Origin of the sequence: Laceyella sacchari (genome assembly GCF_024927925.1) — a bacterium.
Lineage (GTDB): Bacteria > Bacillota > Bacilli > Thermoactinomycetales > Thermoactinomycetaceae > Laceyella > Laceyella sacchari.
In genome coordinates this window covers 162360-182502 of sequence record NZ_CP103866.1, presented here as the reverse complement: position 1 = coordinate 182502, position 20143 = coordinate 162360, and the positions used below count along the sequence as shown (strand labels likewise).

18 protein-coding genes and 2 tRNA genes are annotated in these 20143 nt (G+C 50.0%); all 20 read right to left on the bottom strand.

Features of this window, described 5'->3' with window-relative positions; translation table 11 throughout:
- Nucleotides 1-164: 164 nt before the first annotated feature.
- The 20 genes from NYR52_RS00850 to NYR52_RS00755 all read right to left on the bottom strand — a co-directional run bounded on the left by NYR52_RS00850 (nucleotide 165) and on the right by NYR52_RS00755 (nucleotide 20088).
- The gene (locus NYR52_RS00850) at nucleotides 165-1688 is read right to left on the bottom strand and encodes an Hsp70 family protein (protein WP_259436117.1); all 1524 of its coding nucleotides are present in this window, start codon (nucleotides 1686-1688) and stop codon (nucleotides 165-167) included.
- Nucleotides 1689-1895: 207 nt separating this feature from the next.
- Nucleotides 1896-2534 (bottom strand): nucleotide exchange factor GrpE, encoded by a 639-nt coding sequence (locus tag NYR52_RS00845; RefSeq protein WP_022738773.1) that lies wholly within the window; start codon nucleotides 2532-2534, stop codon nucleotides 1896-1898.
- 560 nt (nucleotides 2535-3094) lie between these two features.
- On the bottom strand, nucleotides 3095-3229 hold the full coding sequence (locus tag NYR52_RS00840) for a hypothetical protein (RefSeq protein ID WP_259436116.1): 135 nt from the start codon (nucleotides 3227-3229) through the stop codon (nucleotides 3095-3097).
- Nucleotides 3230-3435: 206 nt separating this feature from the next.
- Nucleotides 3436-4923, bottom strand: a complete 1488-nt coding sequence (lysS, locus tag NYR52_RS00835; protein WP_259436115.1) for a lysine--tRNA ligase — start codon at nucleotides 4921-4923, stop codon at nucleotides 3436-3438.
- 50 nt (nucleotides 4924-4973) lie between these two features.
- Nucleotides 4974-5990 (bottom strand): tRNA dihydrouridine synthase DusB, encoded by a 1017-nt coding sequence (gene dusB, locus NYR52_RS00830; RefSeq protein ID WP_132223103.1) that lies wholly within the window; start codon nucleotides 5988-5990, stop codon nucleotides 4974-4976.
- Nucleotides 5991-6097: 107 nt separating this feature from the next.
- On the bottom strand, nucleotides 6098-6616 hold the full coding sequence (gene folK, locus NYR52_RS00825) for a 2-amino-4-hydroxy-6-hydroxymethyldihydropteridine diphosphokinase (RefSeq protein WP_035952921.1): 519 nt from the start codon (nucleotides 6614-6616) through the stop codon (nucleotides 6098-6100).
- An 8-nt stretch (nucleotides 6617-6624) separates the two neighbouring features.
- Nucleotides 6625-6984, bottom strand: coding sequence for a dihydroneopterin aldolase (gene folB / locus NYR52_RS00820; protein WP_132223101.1), 360 nt, complete (start codon nucleotides 6982-6984; stop codon nucleotides 6625-6627).
- Entirely contained in the window at nucleotides 6984-7826 is an 843-nt protein-coding gene (gene folP, locus NYR52_RS00815; protein WP_132223099.1) for a dihydropteroate synthase, read from the bottom strand. The genes folB and folP overlap by 1 nt, the downstream gene beginning before the upstream one ends.
- 5 nt (nucleotides 7827-7831) lie before the next feature.
- Nucleotides 7832-8698 carry an aminotransferase class IV gene (locus NYR52_RS00810; protein ID WP_246026963.1) on the bottom strand — a complete coding sequence of 289 codons (867 nt, stop codon included), beginning with the start codon at nucleotides 8696-8698 and terminating at the stop codon, nucleotides 7832-7834.
- A 24-nt stretch (nucleotides 8699-8722) separates the two neighbouring features.
- Nucleotides 8723-9307 carry an anthranilate synthase component II gene (locus NYR52_RS00805; protein ID WP_259436114.1) on the bottom strand — a complete coding sequence of 195 codons (585 nt, stop codon included), beginning with the start codon at nucleotides 9305-9307 and terminating at the stop codon, nucleotides 8723-8725.
- Between the two features lie 163 nt (nucleotides 9308-9470).
- Nucleotides 9471-10394, bottom strand: a complete 924-nt coding sequence (cysK, locus tag NYR52_RS00800) for a cysteine synthase A (RefSeq protein WP_102991269.1) — start codon at nucleotides 10392-10394, stop codon at nucleotides 9471-9473.
- Between the two features lie 73 nt (nucleotides 10395-10467).
- Nucleotides 10468-11349: an Hsp33 family molecular chaperone HslO gene (gene hslO, locus NYR52_RS00795; RefSeq protein ID WP_310795326.1), complete on the bottom strand. Its 882-nt coding sequence runs from the start codon at nucleotides 11347-11349 to the stop codon at nucleotides 10468-10470.
- 185 nt (nucleotides 11350-11534) lie between these two features.
- Complete coding sequence (locus tag NYR52_RS00790) at nucleotides 11535-12323, bottom strand: type III pantothenate kinase (protein WP_132223093.1); 789 nt, start codon at nucleotides 12321-12323, stop codon at nucleotides 11535-11537.
- A gap of 92 nt (nucleotides 12324-12415) precedes the next feature.
- Entirely contained in the window at nucleotides 12416-14434 is a 2019-nt protein-coding gene (ftsH, locus tag NYR52_RS00785) for an ATP-dependent zinc metalloprotease FtsH (protein ID WP_132223091.1), read from the bottom strand.
- 76 nt (nucleotides 14435-14510) lie between these two features.
- Nucleotides 14511-15047, bottom strand: a complete 537-nt coding sequence (gene hpt, locus NYR52_RS00780) for a hypoxanthine phosphoribosyltransferase (protein ID WP_022738755.1) — start codon at nucleotides 15045-15047, stop codon at nucleotides 14511-14513.
- 28 nt (nucleotides 15048-15075) lie between these two features.
- A complete protein-coding gene (tilS, locus tag NYR52_RS00775) occupies nucleotides 15076-16479 on the bottom strand; it encodes a tRNA lysidine(34) synthetase TilS (RefSeq protein ID WP_259436113.1) in 1404 nt (467 codons plus the stop codon).
- Between the two features lie 103 nt (nucleotides 16480-16582).
- A complete protein-coding gene (gene spoIIE / locus NYR52_RS00770; RefSeq protein WP_259436112.1) occupies nucleotides 16583-19045 on the bottom strand; it encodes a stage II sporulation protein E in 2463 nt (820 codons plus the stop codon).
- 294 nt (nucleotides 19046-19339) lie between these two features.
- Nucleotides 19340-19825 (bottom strand): ribonuclease FAU-1 family protein, encoded by a 486-nt coding sequence (locus tag NYR52_RS00765; protein ID WP_054095522.1) that lies wholly within the window; start codon nucleotides 19823-19825, stop codon nucleotides 19340-19342.
- A 102-nt stretch (nucleotides 19826-19927) separates the two neighbouring features.
- Nucleotides 19928-20004, bottom strand: a tRNA-Met gene (locus NYR52_RS00760).
- A 7-nt stretch (nucleotides 20005-20011) separates the two neighbouring features.
- Nucleotides 20012-20088: transfer RNA gene (locus NYR52_RS00755), tRNA-Met, on the bottom strand.
- Between the last annotated feature and the right edge of the window lie 55 nt (nucleotides 20089-20143).

Genomic DNA, 20143 nt, shown 5'->3' with positions numbered 1-20143 from the left:
CAATTTTATCAATTTACCACATTATTGGCAATAGTTCAACTTCCTTCGACAACATGAAAAAGCCGGGATTCCCCGGCTTTTTGCTTATCTTTCACCATTTGTTCGAAAAATAGACGATAAGGGCTGACTCACTCTGTTTTATTTGCCTAATCCATCATTTAACATTAACCGATTGCCATCTTCCCAACACGGCGTTGTTTCGCCAGTACTTCATCTTCGGTCAGGTTGGAAGTTCTCTCGATGTTCAGCTCACCCAACAAGGTGCCCGCGGTGGAATCAATGACCGAAATATGGATGATCCCATCACTGTCGTATTCGAAAATCACTTCCAACGGCGCGCCTTTCGGATAAGATGGGAGGTCGATCATCCCTTCCCCAACGATTTTCACATAATCGAGGTCGCTGTCCTCGCCTTCAGTCACTTGCAAGAAAAGTTGGGATTGGCCGTCAACCGTTGTTTTGTAATGACCGCTTACCCGGCTCGGAATAGTGGTGTCCTTCTTGAGTACGATGGAGTTGAATTCCTCACCTGATTCGTCCAACGCCACTACTCCCATACTGTGCGAGTTCACATCCTGCACTTCGACGACAGGGAAGGCTTGGGTGAGGTGCATATCGGCCGTGCCTTGCTTAATTTGCAAAATCGCACCTTGAATGGCCGCTCCTTGAGCAACCACCTCATCCGGGTTTACGTCGAGGGACGGTTTGATTCCCGTCACCCGTTCGATCATAGCCGGCACTTGTTTCATGCGTGTCGAACCACCCACAAGCAACACACGGTCAATATCCTTCCATTGAAGGCCGGCATCCTCTAATACAAACTCCAAAATCTTTTGGGTGCGGTTGAGAAGGGGAGCCGTTAATTCATCGAATTTGGTGCGAGTCAGAGGAATGGAAACGTTGACTCCATTTGCAGACAAGAACACATTGGTGCGGTCTCGGACAGAGAGGGTTTTCTTGGCGATTTCCGCTTTTTCGCGCAGATCTTGCTCCAACATGGGGTCTTCTAACAAGTCAATGCCGCCTTGCGCTTTAAATTCTTCATTTAAATAGTTCATCACCGTGTTGTCCCAATCAAAACCGCCCAGGTTCTTCGCTCCACCCGTGGAAAGTACACGCAAACCGTCCGGAGACAGATTCATGATCGTCACATCGAACGTACCGCCTCCCAAATCGTAGACGAGCAGGTTTTGGGTTTGATGCATTTTGTCCAGACCATAAGCCAAAGCAGCAGCGGTCGGTTCGTTGATAATGCGCAACACATTGAGTCCCGCAATCCGTCCTGCGTCTTGAGTCGCTTTGCGCTGAGCGTCATCGAAATACGCTGGCACGGTGATCACCGCATCCTCGATCTTCTCATCCAACAATGTCTCAGCGTCTTCCTTGAGGCGGCGCAAAATCATCGCAGAGATTTCCTCAGGTGTGAAGTCATCATGGTTGTCAGTCTGAAACTTCCATGTCTTGTCCCCAATCTGCCGTTTTACGAACTGGACCACATTAAACGGGCTTGCCACCGCAGTCCGCTTCGCGATGCTTCCCACCACGACATCGGCACCATCAAAGAGCACGACTGAAGGAGTAATGCGTTCTCCTTCACGGTTAGCGAGCATTTCCGGTTTTCCGTAATTGTTTACTATAGCGATCGCCGAGTAAGTCGTTCCCAGGTCGATCCCTACAACTCTTCCCATCTTTTTTCACTCCCTCTATCACTTCCATCAAGGTCAAAAAGGCAATAATGACGCTTTTTAAAGAGACACTTTTCTATGTTCATAATATTAGACGCAACAAACAGGCAAACTGTTGTGCAAATCAAAAGGAAAAGATGGGAATCCCATCTTCAATATAAGAATGTTAACTTCAAGGAAGGCTGGATTCCGAAGTGAATAAGCCAACAGCTAGCCATGGTATTTTTTGATAACCACTTCTTCTGGACGCAGGACGACATCCTTATATTTGAAGCCATGACGCACCATATGTACAACTGTGCCATCTTCAGCGGGGTGCTTGGTCGGGATCACTTCCACAACTTGCTGGATGCGCGGGTCAAATTTATTCGATGGCGCCACGATCAGCTCTACTCCACGGCGATACAAAATTTCTAACACTTCATGGCTTAGCGTTTGTAATATATTCACTAATTCCGGGTTACGATTACCAGTGTCTAATTTATCATTGTATATCGTGTTCATGCGGTCGATGAGCAGGATTAAATCGATATAGAGGGGGCGGAGTTGGTTTAACTCCTGATCCACCTTCAAATCTTCCATTTCTTTATACAGTCGGTCGAAGGCGGCTTCTTTCGTCTTATCGTAGCTCAGTCGATTGGTTACCACCTGCAACAATGAAGTAAAGTTTTGTTGCAAGCTGTTCAACATGGTAAGAACTTGCTGTTGCTGGCGCTCGCTATTGCCACGTGCTTCTCTCACTTCTCTGACAGCATTATCTCTTCTCGCAGGCAAACCAAATCGAGCCTCTGGGAATGGCAAATGATGTTTTTCTCCCATTGGCTTCTGGTTCTCTTTCCTGGGGCCCATACAGTAACCTCCCTAACGGTCAAATGGATTTAAATATATATTCAAGGATAGACAATCTTGGAAATTCCACCTGAGAATAGAAAAGCGAAACAGAAAAAGCTGAACGTTTCTACATCTTCCCGCTTATACCATTTTACTCGTAAGTTAATTCATGTCGCAAGTACATAGATAGGACGAATTGTTGCGAAAAATTGCGTCCAATTTTGGACAATGGTTCGCATCACCTATACTTCTACGCTAACACTTCTTTGGCCTATCGTCTATCACAATCTTTGCCGTCAGCTGGACTGGACGAAAAAACGAGAGCCGCCTCGCGTTAGAAAATTATGATTATCCATTGTGTTCCAGATCAATCTACGGTCATTATATTAGGTTTATTTCATTAAAACAAGCCATTTCATGCCCAATCAGGCCGCCATCTCCACCAAAATCGCCGAGGCCAGCACATGGCTAGACTCGGCGACATTCTCTCTGATCCCATCTCCATGCTTATGAAAGCAAAACAAACGGGGCTTAACACCTCTTGGCCCCGCCCCTTACCCTCAATTAATTCAAGTCTTTTATTCCCGATTCCGCTCCTCTTCCATCAATTTCTCTGTATAACAAATGCGGCAGTAATACTTCCCGTCGATCTCAAAAAATTGGATATATAAGGACTTGGCTCCACAGTTAGCGCAGGTGCACTTATCTTCCACGCAATCCCTCCCCATTTTGCGGTTCCATAATAAATTCGCTACCACCAAGCTCTATTCCTTTTTTACCCTCTATTTCCATTTATTATAAAAAGAAAGGGCCGCTCCTTCTTGTTGAAGAAACTGCCCTTTTCTGTACACAAGTTATACACAATTCACACACAATTTGTGCACAAGCTGTGGATAACTTCAGAAGGTTATGAGCTACATCAGTCCTGATGACGCATGTGCGGGAACAAGAGCACATCACGAATGGACGGGCTGTTGGTTAACAACATAACCAAGCGGTCCATCCCAATCCCCAGTCCTCCCGTCGGCGGCATTCCATATTCCAGCGCTTCGATAAAGTCCTCATCCATCGGATGCGCTTCATCGTTTCCTTGCGCTTTCTCCCGCAACTGTGCTTCAAAGCGTTCCCGCTGATCGATCGGGTCATTTAATTCAGAGAAGGCGTTGGCGTGCTCGCGTCCTACAATAAACAATTCAAAGCGATCCGTGAACCGTGGATCTTGCGGATTTTTCTTCGCGAGTGGGGAGATTTCCACCGGATGCCCTGTCACGAAAGTGGGTTGAATCAGCAAATGCTCTACTTTTTGTTCGAAGAACTCATTCAGGATATGACCAAACGTCATAGACGGAGTCACTTCTACACCATGTTCTTTGGCCAGCTGATGCGCTTCCTCCGTCGTCATCTGACGAGAAAAATCAACACCGCAGTGCTCCTTCACCAACTCAACCATTGATTTGCGCGCCCAGCCCGGCGTCAAATCGACTTGTTGGCCCTGATACTCAATCTGGGTGGTGCCCAGCACTTCTTTGGCCACATGGGCAATCAGGTTCTCGGTCAAATCCATGATGTCACGGTAATCCCCATACGCTTCATACAGCTCCAACATGGTGAATTCCGGATTATGGCGAGTAGAAACCCCTTCGTTTCGGTAAACACGGCCAATTTCATATACCTTCTCAATGCCCCCCACCAAGAGGCGCTTCAAGTGCAATTCCAGTGCGATCCGCATGTACAACGTCATGTCGAGTGCATTGTGATGCGTGATAAAAGGCCGAGCTGCCGCCCCTCCCGCAATCGCATGCATCGTCGGCGTCTCCACTTCCAAATATCCTTGCGCATCCAAATACCGCCGGGTGGCCGCAATGATTTTGCTGCGCATAACGAATGTGTCCTTCACTTCAGGATTCATGATCAAATCCAGGTAACGCTTGCGGTAGCGCAACTCCACGTCTTTCAATCCATGGTATTTTTCTGGCAACGGGCGCAACGATTTGCCCAAGAAAGTGACTTCATTCGCTTTGACGCTCAGCTCACCTCGATTGGTTTTGAACACCACCCCGCTCACGCCGATGAAGTCGCCAATATCCGCCATATTGAAGATTTCAAATGCCTGCTCACCCACGCGATCCAAACGCACATAAACTTGGATGCGTCCAGACATGTCCTGCAAATGAGCGAAAGTAGCTTTCCCCTGTTGACGCTTGCTCATCAAACGGCCAGCTACTACTGCTTCTGCTTGTTTTGCTTCCAACTCTTCTTTGGAGAAGGCGTCGTACTCCTGCATCAGCGCTTCCGCGTAATGCGTCCGCTCGAATTTGGCTCCGAACGGGTCGATCCCTTGTTCGCGCAAAGTTTCCAATTTGTCGCGGCGCACCTGAAACAGATCGCTGTGCTCTTCATGTGTCATCCCAATGCACTCCTTCATTCATAGGTAAATATAATCTCAATCCGCTGGTGTCATGCGGTCTCCTGTTTTAAATTGGCTTGTTCGGCCGCTTGCTCCCGCTCCAATTCGCGGACAAATGTTAGCAGCACGTCTGCCATCCCTTCACGCGTTTCTTGTTGCGTGACCACATCTTTGATCTTGGATGCTCCAGGCAATCCTTTCAAATACCATGTAGCATGTTTGCGCATTTCACGCACCGCAATCCGTTCGCCGCGCAGGTTGATCAAGCGATCCATGTGCAACAAGGCGATACGGATCTTTTCAGACGGCGACGGTTCCGGCAAAAGCTCACCATGTTCCAGGTAATGAACGGTACGATATAGCATCCATGGATTCCCCAAAGCAGCACGCCCGATCATCACCCCGTCGCAACCGGTCGTCTCCAGCATGCGCTTGGCGTCTTCTGGGGTGAACACATCTCCGTTACCGATAACCGGGATGGATACCGCTTGCTTAGCCAAGCGGATGTACTCCCAATTTGCATGGCCGCGGTACATCTGTTGCCGCGTGCGACCGTGTACGGCAACGGCCTTCCCACCCGCACTTTCCACAGCTTTGGCATTATCCTCCACATAGATATGGTCTTCATCCCAACCGATCCGCATCTTCACGGTAACCGGCTTTTTGACCACTTTGACTACGGCGGAAACCATCTCTTCAATTTTTTTCGGCTCCAACAGCCAGCGGGCGCCCGCATCACACTTCACTACTTTCGGCACCGGGCACCCCATATTGATATCGATAATGTCAGCGTTGGTCTGTTCGTCCACCACTCTGGCCGCTTCTACCAACGTTTCCTTGTCGCCGCCGAAAATCTGCAAGCTGAGCGGCTTCTCCCGTTCATCAACATATAGCATTTCTTGCGTACGTTTATTTCCATGCAGGATCGCTTTATCGCTGACCATCTCTGCGCAAACCAAACCCACGCCGAACTCCTTGGCGATCAATCGGAATGCTGGGTTGCACACACCGGCCATCGGTGCCAACACAACCCGGTTTTTCATTTCTATGTCTCCAATTTTAAGCAATGGTTTTCCCTCCTTCCACTCATTCCACTCACTCATTTTATTCATTTAACGAAACAGGGCTTCCTTGGTATGTCGTAGCGGATTCCTACCGTCCCACACCAAAAACATCAACTTCCGTTTCTTTCCAATACCGAGAAAAGCTCATCGTCAAGCTTGGTTATCTCTTGTTCGGCGGGCAATTGGGCGATATATTGACTTAGCCTAGTACCCGTCCCTGGAATGGCAATATCCCCCGCGATCTCCATAAGCGGTACCAACACAAAAGCACGCTCATGCATTCGTGGATGCGGGATTTCCAATTCCTCGCGTTGAATTATCCGATCATCGTATAACAAAAGATCAATATCAATAGTTCGCGGGCCCCACCGCTTGTGGCGGACACGGTGTAATTTCTTCTCGATGGCCAGTGCAACCCGCAACAGCTCAGCAGGAGTCAGAGTGGTTTGAATCTCCACCACCAAATTGTAGAAGTGCGGTTGCTCCAACAGGCCCACTGGAGCTGTTTCATATATGGAGGAGATGCGGTTGACCGAGATGCCCTGGGTCAAATCCAAAAGCTTAACTGCTTGGCTCAACAAAGACAGGCGGTCGCCCATGTTGCCGCCAAGCCCCAGATAAGCTCTCATCTTACGGCTCATGATCGCTTGCGCACAATCTCCACGCCCACCGACTCATAATGGCCTGGAATCGGCGGATTGGGTTTGGTCACACGCAACCGCACTTCTGCAACCGGAAACTCACGAAGAATCCGTCCCGCGATCCGTTCCGCCAATGTCTCCAACAACTTCACTTTGGTTTGGGTCATCTCCTGCTCAATCAGTTCATACACCTGTCCATAATTGACCGTCAAAGATAAATCATCGGCCAAGGCCGCCGGTTGGAGATTTAATGTCATTTCCAAGTCCACATAAAAATGTTGCCCTAACCGGTTTTCCTCCGGATAGGCACCATGATAGGCGTAAAAACACATGCGGTTGAGGAAAATTTTATCCATCATCTCTCCTCCCCCACTGTCCGGCCGTAAACCAATGCATCCATCATGCGGGACACCCGGACCATCTCCTTCACATCATGCACACGCATGAGTTGGCATCCTTTGGTGATGCCATAGGCCACAGTGGCTGCCGTCCCTTCTACCCGTTCATTCGGGGGCAAGTCTAACGTCTTGCCGATAAAAGATTTACGCGAGGTTCCCAACAATACAGGATAACCGAGCGCCACAATCCGGTCCAGATGGCGCATCACTTCAAAGTTGTCTTCAACTGTTTTGGCAAAGCCGATGCCTGGGTCTAAGATAATGTTCTCTTCCCGCACACCCGCCTGTCTAACCAAGTCAACCGAAGCGAGCAAGTCAGCACAAACATCATCGATCAAGGAATCATACCGGGCTTCTTCCCGGTTGTGCATCAGGATGATCGGCACATCTAGCTCTGCCGCCACTTCGGCCATCCGCGGGTCTCGCTTCGCTCCCCAGATATCGTTGATGATGTGAGCACCCGCCAACACCGCCTGCTTGGCCACTTCCGCCTTATAGGTGTCAACCGAAATAGGACAATCCAATTCTTTGGCCAACAATTGGACTGCGGGAATCACCCGAGCCAGTTCCTCCTCAAGCGAAACAGGCTCAGCCCCAGGACGGGTCGATTCCCCACCGATATCGATGATGTCAGCCCCGTCTTCCACCAATTGCTTGGCATGTTCCAACGCAAGCTGGGCGGAGGCATACTTGCCCCCGTCGGAAAAAGAATCAGGCGTGACATTGACAATCCCCATCACCAGTGTTCGGTTGCCATATGATAACGAATAAGGACCCGCTTTTATACTGTGTGATTTCATGCGTGCTACATCCTCCTGCTTAACTCTCCAGCGCTGGTTAATAAGGTTGTCCATGAGCGATACGCCCCATACAATGCATCGGTGATTGGGTGTTCCTCGAGGTGCCGCCCCCGCCAAATGCGAATGGGAACCAGCTCCTGAATGGAGTTGGTGATAAAAATCTCTTCGGCTTCATCCAACGCAGCAAGCGGATACTTCCCTTCTTGCACCTCGATTCCCAGCGATTGCGCCAGCGCGATCACCCACTTGCGGGTCACCCCGTCCAAAATACCCAAATCCAATGACGGCGTGTATAATTTGCCGTCACGCACAAAGAAAATATTGCTCACGATCCCTTCTGCTAAGAATCCGTCCAGCGTCAACATCAACCCTTCGACTTCTGGAAAGCGCTGAACTTGTTGGCGCGCCAACACGCTGTTAAGGTAGTTATTGCTCTTGATGTCGGCCGCTCCGCCAGGTGATTGCCGCGGAATGGAAACTACCTCCAACTCCTTTCCTTTGGCAAACCATTCTCCGTCATCAAAGGGAAGCGGTCGAATAAACATCAAGGTGTGGGGCTGTTGATACTCGCTCGCACTTAGCCCCAAGCCCTCTTCACCACCCGTCACCATGATGCGCAAAGATGCGTTCTGCAACCCTGAAAGCCGCAACAACTCCTCAATTTGCGCCAGCCATTCCTCTCGCTGCCAGGGAAAGCGAATGCGCTGCCGGGACAAGCCCCGCTCCAACCGCGCAAGATGATCATCTATGAGAAAAGGAAATCCTTGGTATATTCTTATCGTTTCAAAAGCCCCGACGCCATATAGCAAACCATGATCCATGATGGGCAGCTTTGCTGAGGCCTCTTCCGTCGGCTGTCCATCCAACATCATCCAAGCCACGTATCAATCCCCCTGTCACCGGGAATCCCATTTTCCATAAAAGCAAATGAAATTGGCCAACAGCGCCTTGCCATTCTCGCTCAAAATCGATTCAGGATGAAATTGCACACCTTCAATCGGCAAAGAACGGTGGCGCAAAGCCATGATCTCCCCTTCATCGGTTTCGGCACTGATGACTAGCTCAGCGGGCAACGTCTCCCGGTCTACCAACAAAGAATGGTAGCGCGTCACCGTTAAAGGCGTGGGCATCCCCATAAAAATTGTCTGTCCATCATGATTGATTGGCGATGTTTTTCCATGCATGAGGCGCTTTGCACAGATCACATTCCCACCAAACGCCTGGGCGATCGTCTGGTGCCCAAGACAAACGCCCAAGATGGGAATCTGTCCGGCATAACGCCGCACAACTTCTAGACAAATCCCCGCATCTTCCGGGCGGCCTGGCCCAGGCGACAAAACGATCACTTCCGGATTCCGCTTCTTTATCTCGTCAACATCTATTTCATCATTGCGGACAACTTCAAGTTCCTTCCCCAATTCACCCAAATACTGAACGAGGTTATAAGTAAAGGAATCATAGTTGTCAATCATTAAAATCATCAGCTATTCTCCCCTCATCTCTTCTAAGCTCTTCTAATCAACTTATTTTAACACATGCCGATCAATTCTTCATCTTAAATTCCAACTGGGCGCGCCACACAAGCCAAGAAGAGCATACAAAAAGGCTATCCCATGTTCACAGGATAGCCAAAGTTGATTTGCATCAATCAAATTGGAATAACGGCGTGGTCAAATATCTTTCACCGTTACTTGGAGCGACAGCCACAACTTTTTTGCCGAGTCCCAGGCGGCGAGCCACTTTAATGGCCGCTGCCGTCGCCGCGCCGGAGGAAATCCCAACCAAGAGGCCTTCTTCACGAGCCAGACGCCGCGCCCACTCAAACGCTTCTTCATTTTCGATTTGAATGACTTCATCATACACATTGGTGTCCAAGATGTCAGGGATAAATCCGGCACCAATGCCTTGGATTTTATGAAGTCCAGGGCTTCCGCCGGACAACACCGGAGAAGTCGTCGGCTCCACCGCGATGACGCGCACGTGCGGGAATTTCTCTTTCAACACGCGACCCACACCCGTGATGGTGCCTCCTGTGCCCACACCGGCTACAAAAGCATCAATGTCGCCACCGGTTTGTTCAACGATTTCCAAAGCCGTTGTTTCCAAGTGGATTTTCACATTGTCTGGGTTGCTGAACTGTTGCGGCATAAAGTAATCCGGATGTTCCGCTTTGATCGCTTCCGCCTTGTTAATGGCGCCGCGCATCCCTTCCGGTCCGGGGGTCAGCACCAATTCCGCACCGTAGGCTTTAAGCAGATTGCGCCGTTCCAAACTCATTGTTTCGGGCATGACCAGAATAGCGCGGTATCCTTTTGCCGCAGCGACCATGGCCAAACCGATGCCAGTGTTCCCGCTGGTCGGCTCCACAATCGTCGATCCCGGTTTCAGCTCACCACGCTTTTCCGCCTCTTCGATCATGCTGAGGGCGATACGGTCTTTCACACTGCCACCAGGGTTAAAAAACTCCAACTTTAAAAATATATCGGCATCTGACTTGCCAACGATTCGATTCAATTTCACCAAAGGGGTCTGGCCGATCAATTCCAACACATTGTTCGCTACGCGCATAGGGCAAGCCTCCTATTCCGATTAAACTGATAGGAATTGTTACACCTATCATATCACCCAATAAAATAATTTGTCAATTCACTTCTTCTTTTATTATACGTTCCAGTTCTTCCCCACTGAACATATACTTCTCATTACAGAAATGACAAACGACCTCTGCCTGGCCCAGTTCATTCAGGAGGCTTTTCAGTTCTTCTTTCCCCAAAGACTTGAGCATAGCTCGGCTTTTTTCGCGGGAACAATGGCATGCGAAAGAAACCGGTTGCTTGTGAAGAATCTCCGTCCCTTCCCCCATTAAACGCACCAACAACTCTTCTGCGGTGACTCCTTGATGGAGCAACTCAGAAATAGAGGTCAGCTTGTTCAGTTCCTCAATAGCCGTCTCCAAACGGGTGATTACCTCATCGGAGGCGCCCGGCATCACTTGAATCATATATCCCCCGGCAACGAGAATTTGCTCCCCTTTGACCAGCACGCCCAGACCCACTGAAGAGGGAGTCTGTTCGGAAACCGCAAAGTAGTAGGTAAAATCTTCAGCCAGCTCGCCAGAGATAATCGGCGACGCACCGCGGTACGGTTCTTTTAAGCCCAGATCTTTCGTCACATAGATGCTCCCCTGGCCCACGGCTGCTCCCACATTTAACTTGTAATCATCATTATGCTCCACGTACGGATTGTCGACCGAGCCGCGAACATGTCCTTCTCCATCAGCATCCACTATGATTCGGCCAATCGGACCATCTCCCGCCACCTGAATGGTCACTTTGTGGCGCTCCTCTTTCAAGGTGAGCCCAATCAACGCCCCCATGGTTGCCGTTCTTCCCAACGCTGCACTAACCACCGGATAGGTACCATGCCGCTTCTGCAACTCCTGCACCAAGTTTGTAGTAATTGCGGCAAAGCCGCGCACTTTCCCATCCTTCGTGATGGCACGAATCGCATAATCTGTCATCATCAGTCACTCCCATATATGAATTGATCAAGCAAAGCATGAAGCGCTTTCGTTTTTCTGCTCCACATCCACATGTGGTCTAAACGCATATGCTTAGAAAGCTCGTCTGATTGAAAAGAGGCATCCACCCGTACCAGATGGGCCCGCATGCCCAATCCACTTAGGGTGATGCCCACGTGATTCCACAATCAAACAGGCTTTCGGTTTCTTTCCCAAATCAGCTTCAACCCCACGAGTGTCAACAATGGGTTGATTTCGTCAATCGTTTTGGTGTCGTTGCAAATCAATTTGGCCAGGCCGCCCGTGGCTACGACATACGGGCGCTTGGTCAACACCTGTTTCATGCGTGTGACAATCTCGTCCACGACACCTACATACCCATAATATATGCCCGCTTGCACGGCTTGAACCGTATTACGTCCCACCACGGAATCCGGCTTCACAATTTCCACCCGGGTCAATTTCGCAGCACGTTGGTACAGCGCTTCTGCTGAGATATTAACCCCTGGTGTAATCGCTCCACCGATATAGTTCCCTTCTTCATCGATAAAACAAAACGTGGTTGCCGTACCAAAATCGACAATGATCGCCGGGGCGCCATACAACTCCAACGCCGCCACGGCATTGGCAATGCGGTCTGCCCCCACCTCGCGCGGATTATCGTATTTGATGTTCAACCCGGTTTTAACTCCCGGCCCCAAAACAAGCGGTTTTTGTTTTAGATACTTCTCCGTCATGCGTTCCAGCACCACTGTCAACGGCGGAACCACCGATGACAGAACCACGCCTTCGATCATATCAAAGTCGATGCCTACATAATCAAACAGGCTTCTCAACATTACACCAAATTCATCTTCGGTGGCATTGCGATCCGTTTGTAAGCGCCAATGATGAAGCAGTTCATCTTGCCGATACACACCCAGCACCACATTGGTATTACCCACATCTATTAGCAATAAAAGTTTTTCTTTTAGCATTATGCCCACCCATTCACTTGTTGATTTGGGATTTGCCTGTACTTTTGGCCATAAGAAAAAGAGGCGCCATCCCGCCTCTTTTTCGCAAAGGATTAGAGTGGCTTTTTATCGTCTTTGTCAGACGCGTTTTCCTCACCACTCGTGGAATCGACATTGCGCCGGATTCCATATTTATCGGAAGAGAAGTCCTTAGCCGAAGCGAGGTTCGCATCTTGTTTCTTCTCTTCGTTTCCGCTTTCATCCGTCCCATGGTCGTCTTTGGTCTGGATGTTTACTTTCACATCGCTGTCATCATCCAGCTTTCCAGTCTCCAACAGCTGTTTGATTTGCTCTTCATCCAGCGTTTCCCGTACCAGCAGGGTTTGAGCCATGAGTTCCAATTGATCGCGGCGTTCGATGAGCAGGTTTTTGGCGCGGTTGTAACATTTGCGCACCATCTCTTGCATCTCGATGTCGATTTCGTATGCCACTTTGTCACTGTAGTTTTGCTCTTGGCTCAAATCGCGGCCCAAGAACACTTGCCCTTGCGAACGGCCAAAAGTCATCGTAGCCAGCTTGTCGCTCATCCCGTATTCGGTGATCATAGCGCGCACGATGGCTGTCGCCTTTTCAAAGTCATTACTCGCACCGGTGCTGATTTCGCCAAAGATAATTTCCTCAGCCACACGTCCACCTAGGAGACCCGTCACCCGATCAAGCAGTTCGCTTTTGGTTGCCAAATAACGGTCTTCCTTAGGCAACATCATCGCATATCCACCTGCTTGCCCACGGGGGACAATCGTCACCTTATGGACAATGTCCGCATTTTCCAGATAATATCCGCAAAGCACGTGCCCTGCTTCGTGATAAGCGACGATCTTGCGTTCTTTTTCGCTGATGACGCGGCTTTTCTTCTGCGGACCCGCAATCACCCGGTCGATCGCTTCATCCACTTCTTCCATGGTGATCTTCTTCTTATTGCTACGCGCCGCCAGCAATGCCGCTTCATTCAACAGGTTCTCCAAATCCGCGCCAGAGAACCCGGTGGTGCGTTGCGCGATCACATTCAACTTCACATCATCAGCAATCGGCTTATTGCGTGCGTGTACTTTCAACACGGCTTCGCGCCCTTTTACGTCGGGGCGATTAACCAAGATCTGTCTGTCAAAACGTCCAGGACGAAGCAACGCCGGATCCAAAATGTCGGGACGGTTCGTTGCAGCCATGATGATGATGCCCGCATTGACATCAAAACCGTCCATCTCCACCAACAATTGGTTCAAGGTTTGCTCGCGTTCGTCGTGGCCGCCGCCAAGACCCGCACCGCGCTGACGCCCTACCGCGTCGATCTCATCGATGAAAATGATACACGGAGCATTTTTCTTGGCCTGTTCAAACAAGTCACGAACCCGTGAAGCACCAACACCGACGAACATCTCTACAAAGTCGGAACCGCTGATGGAGAAGAACGGCACTTTCGCTTCACCCGCAACTGCGCGAGCTAACAGCGTTTTACCCGTACCTGGAGGCCCAACCAATAGTACCCCTTTGGGGATGCGAGCACCCATCGCCGCATACCGCCGATTGTCTTTCAGGAAATCGACGATCTCAACTAACTCCGCTTTTTCTTCATCCGCTCCTGCCACATCATCAAATGTAACCCGTCTTTTCTCTTCATTGTATAACTTCGCTTTGCTCTTGCCGAAATTCATCACGCGACTTCCGCCGCCTTGAGCTTGGTTAAACAAGAAGAAGAAAATAAGTAAGATGATGACAAAAGGAATGACTGAGGTAAAGAACGTGAGCCAAACTGAGTCCCCTTTTGTTTTCTCGATGTTCACTTTCACTCCGGCGGTTTGGATATCTTCGATCACGGAGCTTCCGTAGCCAGCTGGGGCAATGGTGAAGAAGCTTTTAGCCGTGCCTTTGATCTTGCCTTCGATATTGTAAACACCGTTATCGTATTGGACCGTAATATCATCTAACTGTTTTTGCAGCAGCTTTGTTCTAAATTCATCATATCTAAAGTTTTGTTTGTCCACTCCAGGGTTGGCGATCATGTTGACAACCCCGATTGTGATAAGGATGAGGATTAAGTATAATACTCCGTTCCTGAGGAAGAAGTGTTTCATCCCTGGCCTCCTCTCAGTCCACTTGTATCATTTTATCACAGTCGACTTCCCATACTCAATAGACCGCTCTGGCGCATCACTGGTACACTTCTTCTTTCAGCACACCGATATAAGGCAAGTTGCGATACTTCTCGGCAAAGTCAAGCCCGTATCCGATCACAAACGCATCCGGAATGGTGAAACCACAGTAATCCGGGCTCAAATCCACCTTGCGGCGGTCTGGTTTATCGAGAAGAGTGACGATTTTGACTGAAGCGGCATTCCGGCCTTTCAGCATCTCAACCAAGTAACTCAACGTCAAGCCCGAATCGATAATATCTTCGACAATCAAAACATGACGTCCTTCGATGGATGCGTCCAAATCTTTGAGGATGCGCACAACACCCGAGGAAGTGGTCGAATTGCCATAGCTGGATACAGCCATGAAATCCATTTCCATCTTAATCGGCATCTCCCGGATCAAATCCGCCATAAATGGCACTGCACCCTTTAACACGCAGACACATAGCGGGTTCAAGTCTTTGTACTCCTCTGACAGGCGTTGACCCAATTCCCGCACTTTCTCTTTGATTTGCTCTTCGGAAATAAGAACTTCCTTGATATCTTGATGCATGTCTTTCCTCCTACCACACACAAGCAATTTACTCTTCCCAGATTAGATACAAAAACCGAGTGGTCTTCGGGGTGACGGGAGCGACACCCGACCGCTTCACCCCTGGAACCCAGATAATCTCATCTCCCGCGGTCACAACCGGAACTCGGTCACGTTGGCGCTTGGGAACTTTTGCTTCCATCAGCACTTTTTTCAACTTTTTTCTTCCGTCCATCCCCAAGCATGTCATACGATCCCCGCTTTGGCGGGCTCTTACGCAGAGGGGAAACGGCAAATGATCTCGGTCGAAGACGACAGCATTCCGACCAAGATCCACGTTATGTAATGCCACATCCGATTCCAATACTTCTATTTTACCCAAAAACCCGGGCAAACACGTCGTACCAGGAACAGATAACTCAATTTCCCCTGATTGAGTGGCATGTTCTGCGCCGCACTCTGCCTTGCGCATATGTACTTTTTCATATTCCCGCTCCGCTACGATGCCGCCGGGGAGATGAAACATACTGGATGAAGATCCGTCCGCAACGAGTTTTCTCATCTTTTCAACCGCGTCAAGACTGACTCCAAACGTATCATCTTGCGAAAGATAACTTAATATTAGTTTAACTACCCTTCTTTGTAAAGCGATTGGAAGGTGAAGAAAACTTGAAACATCAAGGGTGAAGCTGGCATCACCCCGCTCGAGAAGCACCTTGCCCAAAGCGTCCTCCACCCATTCGGACCACACTTTTTCTTCTTCCCGAACCAAGTCACTCAAAGTACAAACCGCTTTTTGTACATGGGGGTTGAACGCTTCCAACAATGGAACCACTTCCATCCGCAGGCGGTTGCGAGTGTAGTCGGGAAGCAAGTTACTGGAATCCAAACGCGTGGGCAATCCCGCATCCTGGCAGTAACGCTCTACCTCCTGTTTGGTGAACGTCAACAGCGGCCGGATCAATTGGAAACCGCGCCAAGCACGGATCGGCTCGATACCCGCCAGCCCTGCTACCCCCGTTCCCCTGACCACCCGCATCAACACCGTTTCCAGCTGGTCATCGGCATGATGAGCAGTAGCGACAGCATCCATCCGCCATGCCCGCGCCGTTTTCTCAAAGGCGTCATAACGGAGTTCACGCGCGACTGCCTGTTTGTTCCCGCCTTTTTGTTCTAACAAACTTCCAACATTTACCCTGACCGTCCGGCAAGGTATTTTCCATTCCTCGCAAAACGCCTTGACATGTTGCTCGTCGGCTTCGCTTTCTTCCCCTCTGAGCTGATGGTTGACATGAACAGCGGCGACAAAAATATCTACCTCTTGTTCTATTTTTTTCAGAGCATGTACCAAGGCGATGGAATCGGCCCCACCCGAGACGCCTACCAACACCCTGGCCCGCCGCCCCGCCAAGCCCATTCGGTTCAGCTCTTCTCTCAATTGAGCAAGAAACACCTGAATCGTCTCCTTGGCGCGTCAAACCCGGGGGAACTCCCCCGAGCAAACGCCACTCATCCTTCTCTTTTCATCATATCCTGTTTCGCACCGGGAAGCAAATTTAAACCACCAAATGTGAGCGCTTGAGTGGTTTCACACCAGGCAATCGGATGGTTGACCATTCCGGTGCATACCGCTCCACTTTGGCTACAACCACCGTCATGTCATCACTGATACGCCCACCATGGTAGCGAACCACCTTCTCCAGCAAACAATCCGCAAAGTCTTGCGGATCCTTGGTGTCGATCTCCGAAATTAACCGGGTCATCACCGCATCCTTGTTCACCGCCCGCCGCGGCGCATCGTAGACGCCATCAGTCATCAATATGACCAAATCCCCCGGTTGCAGTTGCATCTCAATCGGCTCGATCTCAATCTCACTCAGGATGCCAATCGGGGGGTTGGCGGCCGAGAGGGTCATCACCTGTTTGCCCCGTTTAACAAATCCCGGAGTGGAACCGATCTTCATAAACCGCCCCTTTGCTGTATTCAAGTCGACGATAGCCAAATCGACCGTGGCGAACATCTCATCAGCCGACCGCAGACTCAAGATGGAGTTCACCGTGTCAACCGCCCTCTCTTCACACATCCCCGACTGAAGCAAGCGGCGCAACAATTTAAGCGCGGCACTGCTCTCTTCTTGGGCGCGCTGTCCATTCCCCATGCCGTCAGATAACGCCACCGCGCATTTGCCCGTGCCCAAACTCATATAACAATAGCTGTCTCCAGAAATAAGCCCGCCCCCTTTCGCCGCATTGGCTGCCCCTGTTTTCAACTCAAACCGTTGCGCTGAGCCCAAGGTGATAACTGCCCCATGCGAACCGTCTTTGATCACTTTCCGGTACACCGAGATGGGTTCCCCCAACACCTCTGTCAGCAAAGGCGCCACCAGCTTTTTGCATTCATCCAACCCTTCCCGTTCCGGCATCACCACTTCAATCTCCACTTTGCCTTCCTCGAGATTGATAATATCCACCCGCTGTATGGACAAGCCCAACTCCTCTAAGGCCTCATGAATTTGCTCTTCGTGCGCCGCCATCACTTGTGTCTCATGGCGGATCTCCTTAGCCAGCTTCTCCATCACTTCGGCCATACCCGCCAATTGGTCCGATACCAACCGGCGCGATTCCTGCATTTTTTCCTTCCAGTAAATGTTTTGCTCATAGCGGGCGTACTGTTTTTGAATCGAACCCATCACCCGTTCGCCGCGCATACAATGCTGCTCCCAAAATGGGGGCACCGCGATCTCATCGGTGACACCGTTCGTTTCCACCATGGCCATCAATTCAGTCATGCCTTGATACGTTTTCATGACTTGCTTGTCCCAACAATCCGCATAGCGTGGGCATCCCCCGCACGCGTCATGCATTACTTCCGACAGAAAAAAATTAACCTGATCCTCATGTTCTTTGCGATGCTTGGTGGCGTCCTCTCTAAAGCTGAAACTAAGTTCCTGAAACAATTCCGTAAACTGCTCTACCTTGGCTGCGGTCACATCGCGCAACCGTTTGATATATTCTAAATGTGCCGACTGATTCTCCGTTGTCCCCGGCACAAAACGGGACAACGATTGGATCAAGCGGTTGGGCGTCAGCATAAACAGGACGACGGCGCAAGCCGACTCCTTGAGTGACATCCACATTACTTCGGCACCACCATCGTACAAGGTCAGGATGGCTGAACCGAGCATGAAGCCGATGGCCACCCCCCACCGCTTACCTTCTTTAAACAGGCCGGCCAACAATCCCGCGAAGGCCAGCAAACTGATCTGCATCACCGCTTTGGTGTCGGACAGACTCAATATCACTCCCGTCACTACGCCGATCGATGAACCGAGCAACCCACCGCCGATCAGCGCAAACAATAATATCGCGTAGCGGGACACCATGTTGACCACCGACAGATCAGCCACAAACCAATCCATCATGCCCGTCATGACAGAACCGAGTAAAATTACCAGGCATACAATCTCCTCATGCCGCAAAGCAATCCGTTTTTTCTTTACTGTAAACAACGGCAAGGAGTGTACAAAGATGAATGTCAGGATGAAACTCAGCAAAACTTCGGCGGCAGCCATCAAGCCTTTGTACGAGCTCCAGCCTCCGATCATCCCTTCCGCCAGGTGGGCCGCGGCGCCGCATGCCCCCACAACAAAAGGGACATAATTGATCTGCCCTTTCCCTAACCAGTCCCATCCTTTTTGCAACAACAACCAAATTGCCAACACGCCGGCCGTCTCCACCGCCTTGAGTGGACCCAAAGTGGCTGCCCCCAGTATCAGTGACAAAAGCACCACCGGCCATTGTTTGCGAGCAAGATGGTAGATCACTGCCACATACGCCACCGCAAATGGAGAGAATGTGTCAAGAATGGTAGCTCTACCCAGGAGAAAACCCATCACCAACACTGGCACATTCCACATGGTGGATAATCGGTATATAGCTCTTCTCTGCCTGCTTTGATCCACTCCAAACCAACTAACTGGACGAATGAAAAAATTTTTGATATAAGTACCCATTTGCATGACCCATCACCCCAATCACTTTGTGCCACCCATTATAGCGATGGGACGGAAGAAAAGTTTGTCAAACAGTCTGAATGAAAAGAAAATTTTTGCGACAAATTTTGTCCTCTGGGTAATCCAGCGCCTTGATTGGCTTTCTCCACTCCGCCGGCAAACAAAAACCCCTCCGCGGTACAGCGGGGGGCTTGTCTAAACACCATCCCTTGGTGTCGTTTTGCATCACTTTCAGCACAGGAGCGACAAAACTTCTAATATTCTACTGTGTCCATCGTTTCGCCATGTCGAAATAACCCATCAAAGCCGGCGCGCAAACGTGTTCAAGGGGTACATCTGGGCTTCATGTACAAACGACGGGATCAACTTCCGCTCCGTCTGCAAACGAATCATTTGGTCTAACGTCCGGAGCGCATGGACTTGTTGCCGCCGCTTCAATTGTCCCCGTTCCACCGAGTCGGCAAACTCATCCACGTCAATCAGGTGATAGGTGCCATCCGGATAAACGATCAGATCAAACAACAAGTCCACCATGACATAACGCATTCGGCCCACTTGGTGCATTTGCATCACGTCGCAATAGTAGTAGAGGAATTCCCCTGATCGGTTAAACACCTTTGAGATGGTATACCCCTTGCGCACAAAATAGTAAGTGAGGAAAATCCGCTTGCCGTCCGGATTGGCATATTGCGTAGAGAAGCAATGGCGCCCCCGCCAATCCCGCACCTTTTCCGTATATGTTTTATTTATCGTGGTAAATTTGACTTTCTTGATAACGACATTCACACAACCACTCCCATGCTTATCATGCATCCCAATAAAATGACACAAAAAAAAGGCGATGCACCACCCACGATAGGGTTTCCTCGCCTTCTCCTCTCTTGCACTTGGTAGCGGCGGAGGGCCTCGAACCCCCGACCTCACGGGTATGAACCGTACGCTCTAGCCAGCTGAGCTACGCCGCCATATATTTGGTTGCGGGGACAGGATTTGAACCTGCGACCTTCGGGTTATGAGCCCGACGAGCTACCAGACTGCTCCACCCCGCGACATTCTAAAAGGATTTGAGTTCATCACTGCGAACAATGATTATTATATAATGCG